This is a genomic window from Collinsella sp. AM16-21 (assembly GCF_003471905.1).
In the GTDB taxonomy this organism is placed as follows: Bacteria; Actinomycetota; Coriobacteriia; order Coriobacteriales; family Coriobacteriaceae; genus Collinsella.
The window spans coordinates 58758-71440 of record NZ_QRKJ01000009.1 but is presented as its reverse complement, the minus strand read 5'-3'; the positions used below and the strand labels follow the sequence as shown (position 1 = coordinate 71440).

Below are 12683 nucleotides of genomic sequence, written 5' to 3'. Positions count from 1 at the left end.
TATGGCCTCATCATCGCAGCGCCGCACTTGAACTGCCATCGATTTGGCTTACGTCCGGCTTTCCTTTTTGAAAGGTTGGACCGTGCAGGTAAGAAACGCTTTCAAACGCATGCATCGCCCCGTTGAACTACAATGTGCTTCACGATATGTGCCGCAACCTGGGTGCGACAGATTCTCCGCGCCCGCATCGAAAGGACCAGCTATGAGCGCCGCTCGCAAGACACTCAAAATCCTTGCCCTGATTTATTTTGTGCTGGGCATCGCCAGTCTCATCATTGGAATCGCCGGCATCGCGACCGGCAAGCTCGAGTCCACCTACGGATCGAATGCCATGCTCGCCGCGGCCGTACTTGTCATCAAGGGTCTTGTCGATCTTGCCGCAGGTGTTGCGGGCATCAAGGGCGCCAACAAGCCTTCGCAGGTGGATGGTGCGTTTAAGCTCGGCATCGTCGCCGCAATCGCCACGATTGCGCAGGCCGTGCTCACGCTTCCCGCGTTTGGCGGCGACGCCATCAACTTTGGCGCCTTTGTCATCGTGGTGTACGACCTGTTCTTTATTCAGCAGGCACACGACATTAAGGCCGAGAACAAGGACCGCCTGTAGACTCCCTCCTTCCACTGCCCCCTACATCCAAGCAACCAACAAGGACCGATCGCGCAGCAACGCGGTCGGCCCTTTACGTTTGCCCAGATAAACCCTGCCAAAATAAACCTGTCCCTTTTTGGCAGGTTGTTAGCTGTGGCGGTACTCGGCGATGATGAAGTCGATGTCGGTTTGAAGGGTGTCCAGGTTTGCCAGGCGCTCTTTGTCGGCAGGGCGCGTGCGGTAGTAGTAGGGCGTCATCTGGAACACCGCCTCGATGTCAGCCTGGGTCTGGAGCGTAATGTTCGCAGACACCCGCTGCGTTCCGACCAACTCGAGCTCGGTCGTCTGCGGCAGCTTCTCGTCATTGAGATATGGCGTGTCGTAGAGCACCTCCTTGAGCCCAAACAGATGACGGGCACCCGGCACCACGGTGTAGAGCGAGCCCTCGGGTGCCAGCACGCGGGCAAACTCGCGCTCGTTAAAGGGGGCAAAGAGCTCGGTCACCATATCGAAGGCGCCATCGGCCACAGGGATATCCTTCATGTTGGCCACGAAGTAGGTCGCATCGCCGCGCTTGGCGGCCAGGCGCACCATCTCTTTACCCAGGTCAAAGCCATAAGCATCCACGCCCGGCACCGCACCCATGGCGCTGGTGTAGTAGCCCTCGCCGCAGCAAATATCGAGCAAGGTCATGGGGCCGTTCGCAGACGCAGCGCGCCCGAACACCCGCTCGCGCACCAGCTCGACCATCGCATCGCGCAACGGCGCATAGTATCCACGGTTCAGAAAGTCACGACGGCTGCGCGCCTGCGACTTGGGATCACCCATGGAGTCACCGCTCTTGGACGAGCGCAGCAGATATAGATAGCCCTCGCGCGCACGGTCAAACCGGTGCCCGCCCGCGCATGCAGCACCGCGCTCATCGTCCACCAACGGTTCATGGCAAACGGGACACAACAACATGGCAACTCCTTAGCGCGGACTACACAACGCCCACCATTGTCGCACGCCTTCCCCACCTAGTCATTGGGGACGTTCTTAAACGACTAGTCATTCAAGAACGTCCCCAATGACTAGTCGATTAGGAGTATCATCATCTGCGCAAATAAGCACGAAAGAGCATATTAGAGATTGAGAGCGTATGGCTGATACCGCGTCCAAGCACATTGACATGACCACCGGCTCACTGTGGCGCAATATTCCCCTGTTCGCCTTCCCCGTGGCCGCCACGAGCATCTTGGAGCAGCTATCGAACCTCATCGCCACGGTCATCATCGGTAACTTCTCAGGCGACCAGGGAACCCTCGCCATGGCGGCGGTCGGCTCCAATGTTCCGCTTACCAGTCTTATGCTCAACCTGTTTATCGGCATGTCGCTTGGCTCCAACGTGGTCATTGCCAACGCTATCGGCCGCAACGATCAGAACATGGTCAAACGCGCCGTCCATACCTCGATTTTAATGGCGCTCGTGGGCTTTGTCGTCATCGCCCTGGGCGAGATCTGTGCCGAGCCCATGCTCGCCGCGCTCAACGTTCCCGCCGAGACCATGCCACTCGCCTCACTCTACCTACGCGTCTTTTTGCTCAGCATGCCCTCGATCTTGCTCTACAACTTTGAGGCCGCAATCTTCCGCTCCGTCGGCATCACCCGCATGCCGCTGCAGGCGCTTGCCGTGTCCACCGTCCTCAACATTGGCCTGGACCTCATCTTTGTCCCCGTGCTCCACTGGGGCGTCGCGGGTGTCGCTATCGCCACCGCCATCGCCTATACCGTCAGCGCAGTCACGCTCTTTATCCGTCTGCTCAAGACCGATTCCGTCGTCCGCGTCACCCTGCGCGATCTGGCTATCGACCCCGTCGCCCTCAAGCGCATCGTCAAGATCGGCCTGCCCGCCGGCATCCAAAGCGCCGTCTTTGCCGTCGCCAACATCATCATCCAGTCCGCCATCAACAGCCTGGGCACCGAGGTCATGGCGGCATCCAGCGCTGCCATGAGCCTGGAGTACGTGTGCTACAACCTGCTCAACAGCTTTAGCCAGGCCTGCACCACCTTTGTGGGGCAAAACCACGGCGCTCGCCAGATCGACCGCTGCACCAAGACGCTCAAGGTCTGCCTGGTCGAAGGCGGTATCGTCGCACTCACCACCATCGTCATCATCGTCGGTCTGGGGCGCGAGATCCTGGCGCTGTTCAACAGCGACCCCAACATCGTCTCGATCGGCTATATCCGTGTGTGCTCGATCTTCCCGGCATACGCCTTTAGCATGTTCTACGAGAATATGTCCGGCTACCTGCGCGGCTTTGGCATCTCGCTCATGCCCGCCCTCATCACCATGATCTGTGTCTGCGGCATCCGCTTCTACTGGGTATTCTGCGTGTTCCCGCACTTCCGCACCTTTGCGAACATCATGATGGTCTACCCCATCAGCCTGGGCACCACGGCGTTCTTTATGGTCGTGGCGGTATTGCTCTGCCATCCGGCACACACCTACCGTCTGACGCAAGCCAAAGCGACAGCCCGCTAATCACCACACTCAACGCCACGCCAGTCATTAATTGACAATATGCGAGCTCATATAGTCGATAAAGTGCCTCGTGGCGACAGGCATGGTGTCCCAGCTGCGCCAGGCTGCAACCACGTCACGCGAAGGAGCATGCACGATGGGTCGTACGCGAATATCGGCCCGCATGCCCTCGACGGTACGGCGATACAGCATACTCACGCCTAGGCCCTCCTCCACCATCGCCATGATGGTGTAGTCGTCGGTCACCTCGCTCGTCACGTGCGGTGACAGCCCATGCGCCGCAAATGCATCGAGCACCAGGCTCTGTTCGCCCTCATCCAGCAGCACAAACGGCTCGGACGCTAGGTCGGCGAGTGTCACCTTTTCCTTTGCCGCCAGCGGATGCGCGGCCGGCAACAATGCTACCAACTCGTCATGATAGACCACGCGCTTCTCGAGCCCCGCGGTAAATCCGCGTGCCGTAAAGCAAAAGTCAACCACGCCATCGTGCACCCACTGGGCGTTGCGCGTGTAATCGCCCTGCTTGAGCGTAAAGTGAACGCCCGGGTGCAGGGCCCCAAAGTCGCGGATCACGCGCGGCAGCACGGTACGACTCACGTTGGTAAACGTCGCAATGCGAATGTCAGTCGACGAAAGCCCCAGCAACTCCTGACGCTTGCCCTCAAGCTCGGCCTCGGCAGTTACAATCTGGCGCAGATACGGCAGATACTGTTTGCCGTCGCGCGTAAGCGATACGCCCTGCTTACCGCGCTCGATAATCGTGGTGCCCAGCTCGCGCTCGAGCGCCTTGACGGCCTGGCTCACCGCGCTTTGTGTATAGCCCAGCTCATCGGCTGCACCCTTAAGACTGCCGCGATCGACCACCATACAAACAATCTGATACCGCGATGCCATCGTGCCTCCACATCAATGCAGCCGTAAAACGTTTTGCCAGCGCTTTTTCTAGCAACATTAGTATTTCTTAATCATACTGAAGATACATTCGCTTTACTACATCCACATCTGGGAGCAGAATCCTTTTTGCGAAACCGTTCTGTAACAAAAGGAGTCCCATGGATCGCAAAAAAGCAATCGCGCTCTCATTTTCCGTTCCCGTCGCATGGGGCTTTTCGTACCCCCTCATGAAGATCGGCATGGATAGCATGAACGCCACGAGCATCGTTGCGCTGCGCTGCATCATCGCCTTTGTGGCCTGTCTGCTGCTCTTCCACAAGCACGCGCTGCGTATCAACCGTGACGTGATGGTTCGCTCCGCCATCATCGGCGCCATCATGGCAACCGAGCTCACCTGTATGTGCCTGGGTTCCAGCCTCACCTCCGCCTCAACCGCCGGCTTTTTGCAGAGCCTGACGGTCGTAATCGTGCCGTTTGCCAACGCCGCCCTGCTGCGCCGCGCCCCCGAGCGCAAAGTTCTCGTCGGCACCGCCATCGTCACCTGTGGCATGCTGCTGCTCTCGGGCGCCGACTTCACCAGCCTGAACCCGGGCGCGCTCATCATGTTGCTCTCGGCCTTTGTCTATGCCGGCCACATCATTGTGGCGAAGCGCTTTGTCGAAGATGTCGACCCGCTGGCTCTGGGCGTTTGGCAGCTGGGCTTTGGCGGCCTGTTCTCGGGCATCGCCGCATTCGTCTTTGGCGGTTTCACGCTTCCCGGCACGCCGGGCGAGGTCGTAGTCGTCGTTGCCCTCGCACTCATCTGCTCTGCCTATGGCTTTATCACCCAGACGCTCGTGCAGCCCCACGTGCCCGCCGAGACCACCGGCTTCGCTTTCTCACTCGAACCGGTCTGCTCTGCCGTCTTCTCGTTCTTCCTGGTCGGCGAGGTCCTGAGCCCCATCGCCTTCTTTGGCGCCGCCCTCATCCTCACCGGCGTCATGGTGGCAACCGTCGAGCTTCCGCGCCTCCGTGAACATGGACAGGCCCGTATGGCAGGAGCGCCCGAGCGCGTCTCGTAGTCCCCACTCCTTATGCAGCCGCGGCATAAAGGTTTCCGGTGTGCCTTTACAATAGATGCCAACAGAGCATCTGCCATAAAGGAGCCCCATGGACACCGCGACCCGCAACCGCAACATAGCAACTTGGTTGGGCGATGCGCCGCAGCCGGTACGTGACACTACGAACCAGCTGCTCGAGCGCATCGCCCTTTTGCGTGCCGAGCAAACCATCTACCCGGCACAAGACGACATCCTCAATGCCCTCGTCTACACGCCGGCAGACCAAGCCAAAGTTGTCATCTTGGGTCAAGACCCCTATCACGGACCCAACCAGGCCATGGGGCTTTCGTTCTCGGTCCCCGCGACGCAAACCAAGCTGCCGCCGAGCCTGCGCAACATCTATAAGGAGCTCAATGCCGACCTGGGCTGCCCCGTTCCCGCCACGGGAGATCTAACGCCATGGGCACAGCAGGGCGTATTGCTCCTCAACACTACGCTCACCGTGCGCGAGCATGCCGCGAACTCGCACGCCAAGCTGGGCTGGAGCGCGCTCACCGACTACGTTATCGAACGCTGCTGTCAGCTGCCCCAGCCGGTAGTCTTTTTGGCATGGGGCCGCTTTGCCCAGCAGATGGTTGAGGGCAAGCTCGCCGCGACCGGCGCGGGCAAGGCAAGCGGCAAGTTCTGTCTGGCCTCCACGCACCCCTCGCCACTTTCGGCCAACCGTGCCACGGCAGAACTCCCCGCTTTTATGGGGTCGCGCCCCTTCTCGGCAGCCAATCGGCTACTCGAACAGCACGGCTCGACCCCCGTCAACTGGACTTGCCTCGGCTAAAAATCGATACATCAAAAACGCGCCCGACGGCTTTCCATCGGGCGCGTTTCCTATTCGGGCCAAATAAATTGGGTGCGGCCGGCCTCTCCGCCATCGATCAGCAGGCTCTGCCCGGTCATAAACCGGTTGGTCACGCCCACAAAGTAGATCCACTCGGCGATCTCTTGGGCGGTGGCCCAGCGCTTAAGCGGCGTGAGCTCCATAATCTGGTTCCACAGGTGTTCGTCTTCCATCACGCAACGGTTGAGCGGCGTGATGACGCCGCCCGGGTCCACACTGTTGGCGATGGCCTGCGGCGCCAAGCGGTTTGCAAGGTTCTTGGTGTAGGCGATAACGCCGCCCTTGCTGGCGGCATAGGCGGGAAACTCCGATCCCGTATGCCCGCTCGCCGACCCCACATTGACCACGGATGTAATGGCCGGCGCCGGCTTGGCGGCAAGCCCCTCCCCCACAAAGGCATAGCGCTCGGTCACGTTGATGGTGCTGCACAGGTTGGCGGCAATATCGTCGGCCGAATCCTGCGTGCCGGCAACGTTCACGATCACCTGGGGTTCAAGCTCGTCCGGAAACGAGTCCGGCTCGCGGACATCGACGATCAGATGGCGATAGTGCTCGTGCTCGACTGCCGCCGGCAGCAAATCAAAGCCCACGACCTCGTGGCCCTCGTCCAAAAAACGCTGCACGCACGCGGCTCCGATACCGCCCGAGGCACCCGTGATCAAAACCCGCATACTTGCTCCTTAGGCGGTTGCGTGACGCTCGAGGTACTCGGCGCCCACATTCTCGCGCTCCCAGCCACGCACGACCTTGTAGCCCACGGGGCTCAGGAAGACCTCACACAGCAGCTCGGCAACAGCGCCGGTCAGCGAGCACATAAGAACCTGCACCCAGGTCCAGCCAAAGAACGTGTGGCTCACCACAATGGCAAAGACCAGGTTGTCGATAAACTGGCCAACACCCGTGGACACATAGGAGCGGAAGGCGAAGCTCGCAAAGTTATTCTTTTTGAGCATACGGCCGAGCGACTGGTTGAGCGTGGAGTTAACGACGGCAGAGACGAGCATGGCGAGCGAAGATCCAAACACCACGTACCAGGTGCCGCCGATGGTGGCGTTAAGGGCGGTGTTGACCTCGATCATGCCCGTGTCATAGTAGGCGCCCCACATGCCGGGCGTGAGCGAGCACAGCCAAAAGCACAGGCTTACGGCCAGGTTGACCGCCAGCGCGAGGATAGAGATTTTGATGGATGCCTTGGCGCCAAAACGCTTGCAGATCATGTCCTGGCACAAAAACGAGACCCAGCTCACCACAAAGCCGCAATCGAGCGCCAGATACGGTAGGCTGATAAGCTCTTTGTTGGCCAGCAGGTTCATCATGATGACGCTCACGAAAAACAGCGAAACCGTTGCCGCGGGAATGCTCCGCAACAGGACCTTGTAGTCCTCCATGACCTTCTTGATCATTATGTACTCCTTTGGTTTTAGGTTTAACGAGCAGGATATCGGACCCGAACTGCTCGGCCGCCACGGTCTTGAGGCGACGGTGGGTATGATAGCCGCTCACGCGGCGGCAGGCAAGCAAACGGTGCGGCAGCCCCGCAGGGCCACCGCGCCGGTGCACTAAAACGTTACGTTGCCAAACTCCGACAGGACAAGGTCGGGGTTGTGGTCGGTCGCCCAGTCAACATTCCACGGACTCGTGAACAGCAGCAGCTTGCCGCCGCGCATGTCCTCGACACGCAGCGTGTCGCGCGTGAGCGAAAGACCCGGGATATCGATGGTGTCGGAGTCGTTTTGGATCCAGCGAATGTCCGTATAGGGCAGCGGCTGGCGACGAACCTCGACACGGTACTCAGCCTTGAGGCGGCGCTCGAGTACCTCAAACTGCAGCACGCCGACCACGCCCACGATGACGCTCTCCATGCCGGCACCCAGCTCGCGGAAGATCTGGATGGCGCCCTCCTGGGCAAGCTCCTCCATGCCCTTCACAAACTGCTTGCGCTTGAGCGTGTCGACCTGCGTAATGCGGGCAAACATCTCGGGGGCAAACGTCGGGATCTGCGGATACTGCACGTGGCGCTTGCCGGAGCACACGGTGTCGCCGATGCTAAAGATACCGGGATCGAACAGGCCCACGATGTCGCCGGCGTACGCCTCGTCCACGATGGCGCGATCGTCGGCCATCATCGAGGTGCCCGTAGCCAGCTTGAGCTTGCGGTTGCCCTGCACATGGAAGGCATCCATGCCGCGCTCGAACTTGCCCGAGCAAATGCGCACAAAGGCAATGCGATCGCGATGGTTCTTGTCCATGTTGGCCTGGATCTTAAACACGAAGCCGCTAAAGTCGTTCTCGGCGGGCGCGACCGGCTCGCTGGTGAGTGTATCGGTATAGGCGCGCGGCGTCGGGGCCAGACGCAGGAACTCTTTAAGGAAGGGCTCCACACCAAAGTTGGTGAGTGCCGAGCCAAAGAACGCCGGGCTCAGCTTGCCGCAGGCCACGGCATCCAGGTCGAGCTCGTCACCGGCGCCATCGAGCAGCTCGATGTCGTCCATCAGGTTCTTGTGGTTCTCCTCGCCAATAAGCTCGTCCATGGCCGGATCGCCCAGCTCGGCCTCGACCTCGGCGACCTTCTTGGTGGCGTTGGCGTGGCCGTCGCCCTCAAAGGCAATGACGCGACGGGTCTGACGATCGAACACGCCGCGGAAGTTGCGCCCGCTGCCGATCGGCCAGTTCATGGGATACGTATTGATACCCAGGACGTTCTCGATCTCTTCCATGAGCTCAAACGGATCGCGAGCCTCGTGGTCGAGCTTGTTCACAAAGGTAAAGATGGGAATATGGCGCAGCGTACAGACCTTAAAGAGCTTTTTGGTCTGGGCCTCGACGCCCTTAGCGCCGTCGATGACCATGACTGCGGCGTCGGCGGCCATAAGGGTACGGTAGGTATCCTCCGAGAAGTCCTGGTGGCCGGGGGTATCGAGGATGTTGACGCAGGCGCCGTTGTAGGTGAACTGCAGCACCGAGGAGGTAACGGAAATACCGCGCTCCTTCTCGATGTCCATCCAGTCCGAGACGGCATGCTTGGCCGAGCTCTTGCCCTTGACCGAGCCGGCAGTCTGGATGCTGCCGGTATAGAGCAGCAGCTTCTCGGTAAGCGTGGTCTTACCGGCGTCCGGGTGGCTGATAATCGCGAACGTGCGGCGCGACGAGATTTCATCCGACAGGCTTGCCATGCGGATCCTTTCTTGCATTGAGTGCATTACGTCGTTGTAACCGCACCATTGTAGCCGCGAAATCCCGCCATAGGGCACCTATCAGGACAAATTCATTAGCCAAGCTCGCTGTGCACCTGGCAGTCGCCTCAAGGACTGTCTCGATCTGTAACAGTAAGACGGGTTTTGAGCCTCTACCTGTTACAGATCAAGACAAACCGGCAGGCCCGCCGGCACAATCTCGATTTGTAACATCTGACCGCCCAAATTGGGTCTAGCTGTTACAAATCGAGATAAACAGGAAGGCAGGGAGCCAATGTCTCAATCTGTAACATCTAGCCGCGCAAATCGACTCTTACTGTTACAGACTGAGACAAATAGGCAAGCGGGCAAATAAGATCTCGATCTGTAACAGCAGGCGACCCAAAACGGACCCAGGTGTTACAGATTGAGATTGTTTTGGAGCAAGCGCGGCGCCGATGGGCTATTCCACATTTAGCTCTTGCATAACTGTGCATAGTGTATATATACTGTGCTTACCGGTTATATACACGTGTAACCCAACAGCTAAGGAGCCGCTGTGGACATCATCCTATCCGATTCGAGCGATAAGCCTATCTACGAACAGATATCCTCACAGGTCAAAGCTCAGATCCTTTCGGGCACACTCACTGCGGGAGCCAAACTCCCCAGCATCCGCGCGCTCGCGAGCGATCTTGGCGTGAGCGTCATCACCACCAAGCGCGCCTACGCCGACCTGGAGCAGCTCGGGTTTATCTGCACCGTGCAGGGCAAGGGCTGTTTTGTCGCCGAGGGCAACCAGGAGCTCTTGCGCGAAAACCAGCTCTGCCATATCGAAGAACTGCTTGCGAAAGCGGCGAGCCAAGCCGAAGCCCTGGGCGTTACGCGCGACAAGCTGCACGAGATGCTCGACCTGATAGCCCCCGAAACCATGCAGTAGCCATCTGCAAGAAAGGCTATACCATGCAAAACCTTCTAGAACTCAAAGGCATCTCACGCCGTGTGAGCGACCGTTTTTCACTGCGAGACGTCACACTTGCCGTGGAGCCCGGCCAGATCGTTGGCTTTGTGGGCGCAAATGGCGCCGGCAAGACGACGACCATTCGCGCCGCGCTCGGGCTTATAAAGCTCGATGCCGGCGAGGCGCATCTGCTTGGACAGCGCTGCGACGCCAACGCGCCCGACGAGGCACAGCGCCACCTGCGCTCCCGCGTCGGCCTTGTCCTGGACACATGCCCCTTCCCCTCCACGCTCAAGGTGGGCCAGGTCGAGAGGCTCGTAGGCCCGGCGTACCCCACGTGGAGCTGCGAAACGTTCGCCGGATTCATCGACCGATTTGGCCTCGATCCCAAGACGAAGGTCAAGGACCTCTCCCGCGGCATGGGCATGAAGTTGCAGCTTGCCTGCGCACTCAGTCACAATGCCAAGCTGCTCGTTTTGGACGAAGCCACCGCAGGCCTTGATCCCATGGCGCGCGAGGAACTGCTCGACGAGCTGCTTGCCTTTGTCGCCGACGGCCAGCGCAGCGTGCTGCTCTCGAGCCACATTACGTCCGACCTCGATCACACCGCCGACCGCGTCATCTGCATCGATAACGGCTCGATTGTGTTTGACCTGCCGCGCGAGGACATTACTGACCGTGCTGGCATCGCTCACTGCACTCAGGCACAGGCCGCCGAGCTTATGGCTTGCGTCGAAGACGCCCGCGCCGCCCACCACGCCTACAGCGTGGACGTGCTTGTGCCCGACCGTCGCGAAACGCTCGAGGCCTTTCCAGAGATTCCCTGCGATCGGGCAACCATTGATGACTATCTTCGCCTCATGCTGAAAGGGGCTTCGAAATGAAACGCGCCTTTATGTCCGAGCTCGCCATCGTTCGCACGCTCGCCCCGAGCATCGCGGGCGTCGGCCTGTTCATCTTCGTCGTACTGACCCTCGCCAACGCATCGGATGGCGATTCCGGTATGAGCGCCGGTGCCTGCGCGGTCAGTGCCATGTCGCCCATCATGGTTATGAGCTCGCTGGCCGGCTTCGACAATCAAAACGGATGGGAGCGTTATCGGGCGACGCTGCCCATCTCGCGCAAAGACATCATCTGTGCACGCTACCTGAGCATCATTGCCTTCTCGGCCGTTATGACCTGCGCCGCCGCGCTTTTGAGCATCATCACCTTTCCGTTCTTCGATCACATGGGCATGCCCTCGACGGGACAGATCGTCTTTGAGACCACGATAGCCTCCGCCGCATCGATGCTCATCTCCCTCATGATGGTGTTTTTGGCGCAGCCGTTATTCTTTCGATTTGGACACATGGAGGCGCTGCGCCTTTCCGTCGGCCTGTTTGCCCTGCTCGGATGCCTTGCCATGGCCACACTGAGCTCCTCCAACCCCATCAGCAACTGGCTCATGTCGATTGCTGGGGCGAATCCCGATCCCGCCGTCCTCGGCTGCCTGTGCGCAGGAATTGCCGTACTGGCCCTCGTGCTCTTTGCACTGAGTTGCGCCATCAGTACCAAGGTCTATCGAGCACGCGACCTGTAGGCAAGCGCGGTATCATCGGGCATGCGCCGCAGATCTGGCGCGGTCTTTTATGAGGAGGCGCTCAACCCGTGTCGTGGGTTACAGCAGCATTTGCATCAGCTTTCTTTGCCGGCATCACATCCATTTTGGCCAAATGCGGCATCAGGCACACCGACTCCGACGTTGCAACCGCCATCCGTACTTGCGTGGTGCTCGTATTTGCCTGGGCAATGGCGGGCATTTCTGGATCCATCGGAGCAATCGGCGCCATTCCCGCCAAAGCCTGGCTATTCCTCACCCTCTCGGGACTCGCCACCGGCGCCTCGTGGATCTGTTACTTTAAGGCGCTCAGCATCGGAGACGTCAACAAGGTTGTACCCGTCGACAAGATGAGCACCGTGCTCGCCGTGCTGATCGCCATAGTGCTTTTTGGTGAGACAGGCAACCTGGCGGTCAAGCTCGTGGGAACCGCAGTTATCACGCTCGGCACGTTTTTGATGATCGAGAAAAAGCAGTCCGTCGGCGCAGAGCAAAAGCAAGACCGAGCCTGGCTCGCTTACGCCCTCGGCGCCGCCGTGTTCGCGGCACTCACCTCCGTCCTCGCCAAGATCGGCATCGAAGGTGTCGAGTCAAACCTGGCCACGGCAATCCGCACCTGTGTGGTACTTGTTATGGCATGGGCAATCGTGGCTGCCAAGGGAAAGCTGGAGCAGGTCGCGCGCATTGACCCGCGCGAACTCGCATTTCTTGCGGCATCGGGCATTGCGACCGGCGCGTCGTGGCTGCTGTACTACTACGCCATCGCTGCAGGCCAGGTGAGCGTCGTCGTGCAAATCGACAAACTATCGATTGTCGTATCGGTGCTGTTCGCACGACTGGCCTTCAACGAAAAGCTGTCGCATCGAAGCGCCATCGGCCTTTTCCTCATCGTGCTGGGCACCGCCGCGCTCGCGATTTGGAAGTAGCGTCGGTGTCAGGCGAGATTCAGTCCACCCGCAAATCCGTGACACAGCGCCCACACCGGGCTTGAGATGTTTGTATTGCCCGCGCGC

General features: G+C 59.7%; 13 protein-coding genes. 8 read left to right on the top strand and 5 right to left on the bottom strand.

Annotation, left to right across the window (positions count from 1 at the left end; all coding sequences use genetic code 11):
* Positions 1–202: 202 nt before the first annotated feature.
* Entirely contained in the window at positions 203–604 is a 402-nt protein-coding gene (locus DW180_RS06425; protein WP_118238031.1) for a hypothetical protein, read from the top strand.
* A 129-nt stretch (positions 605–733) separates the two neighbouring features.
* On the opposite strand, the gene DW180_RS06420 is transcribed toward DW180_RS06425, so the two are convergent.
* On the bottom strand, positions 734–1549 hold the full coding sequence (locus DW180_RS06420) for a putative RNA methyltransferase (protein WP_118238029.1): 816 nt from the start codon (positions 1547–1549) through the stop codon (positions 734–736).
* A 178-nt stretch (positions 1550–1727) separates the two neighbouring features.
* Here DW180_RS06420 and DW180_RS06415 point away from each other — a divergent pair, with 178 nt between their 5' ends.
* Positions 1728–3110, top strand: a complete 1383-nt coding sequence (locus DW180_RS06415) for an MATE family efflux transporter (protein ID WP_118238027.1) — start codon at positions 1728–1730, stop codon at positions 3108–3110.
* A gap of 27 nt (positions 3111–3137) precedes the next feature.
* Here the strand turns inward: DW180_RS06415 and DW180_RS06410 are convergent, their stop codons facing one another.
* Positions 3138–4004: a LysR family transcriptional regulator gene (locus tag DW180_RS06410; RefSeq protein ID WP_117758265.1), complete on the bottom strand. Its 867-nt coding sequence runs from the start codon at positions 4002–4004 to the stop codon at positions 3138–3140.
* A 158-nt stretch (positions 4005–4162) separates the two neighbouring features.
* Here DW180_RS06410 and DW180_RS06405 point away from each other — a divergent pair, with 158 nt between their 5' ends.
* Positions 4163–5065, top strand: coding sequence for a DMT family transporter (locus tag DW180_RS06405; protein WP_117758266.1), 903 nt, complete (start codon positions 4163–4165; stop codon positions 5063–5065).
* 88 nt (positions 5066–5153) lie between these two features.
* Entirely contained in the window at positions 5154–5879 is a 726-nt protein-coding gene (locus tag DW180_RS06400; RefSeq protein WP_117758267.1) for a uracil-DNA glycosylase, read from the top strand.
* Between the two features lie 50 nt (positions 5880–5929).
* Here DW180_RS06400 and DW180_RS06395 read toward each other — a convergent pair whose 3' ends face one another.
* The 3 genes from DW180_RS06395 to DW180_RS06385 all read right to left on the bottom strand — a co-directional run bounded on the left by DW180_RS06395 (position 5930) and on the right by DW180_RS06385 (position 9112).
* Positions 5930–6610, bottom strand: coding sequence for an SDR family NAD(P)-dependent oxidoreductase (locus DW180_RS06395; protein ID WP_117758268.1), 681 nt, complete (start codon positions 6608–6610; stop codon positions 5930–5932).
* A gap of 9 nt (positions 6611–6619) precedes the next feature.
* Entirely contained in the window at positions 6620–7342 is a 723-nt protein-coding gene (locus DW180_RS06390; protein ID WP_231501599.1) for a VUT family protein, read from the bottom strand.
* 156 nt (positions 7343–7498) lie between these two features.
* The gene (locus DW180_RS06385) at positions 7499–9112 is read right to left on the bottom strand and encodes a peptide chain release factor 3 (protein WP_117758269.1); all 1614 of its coding nucleotides are present in this window, start codon (positions 9110–9112) and stop codon (positions 7499–7501) included.
* Positions 9113–9671: 559 nt separating this feature from the next.
* Here DW180_RS06385 and DW180_RS06380 point away from each other — a divergent pair.
* The 4 genes from DW180_RS06380 to DW180_RS06365 all read left to right on the top strand — a co-directional run bounded on the left by DW180_RS06380 (position 9672) and on the right by DW180_RS06365 (position 12596).
* Positions 9672–10052, top strand: a complete 381-nt coding sequence (locus tag DW180_RS06380; RefSeq protein ID WP_117758270.1) for a GntR family transcriptional regulator — start codon at positions 9672–9674, stop codon at positions 10050–10052.
* A 23-nt stretch (positions 10053–10075) separates the two neighbouring features.
* Complete coding sequence (locus DW180_RS06375) at positions 10076–10957, top strand: ABC transporter ATP-binding protein (protein WP_117758271.1); 882 nt, start codon at positions 10076–10078, stop codon at positions 10955–10957.
* Positions 10954–11652 (top strand): ABC-2 transporter permease, encoded by a 699-nt coding sequence (locus DW180_RS06370; protein ID WP_118238025.1) that lies wholly within the window; start codon positions 10954–10956, stop codon positions 11650–11652. The genes DW180_RS06375 and DW180_RS06370 overlap by 4 nt, the downstream gene beginning before the upstream one ends.
* 68 nt (positions 11653–11720) lie before the next feature.
* Complete coding sequence (locus DW180_RS06365; RefSeq protein ID WP_117640579.1) at positions 11721–12596, top strand: EamA family transporter; 876 nt, start codon at positions 11721–11723, stop codon at positions 12594–12596.
* Positions 12597–12683: the final 87 nt, after the last annotated feature.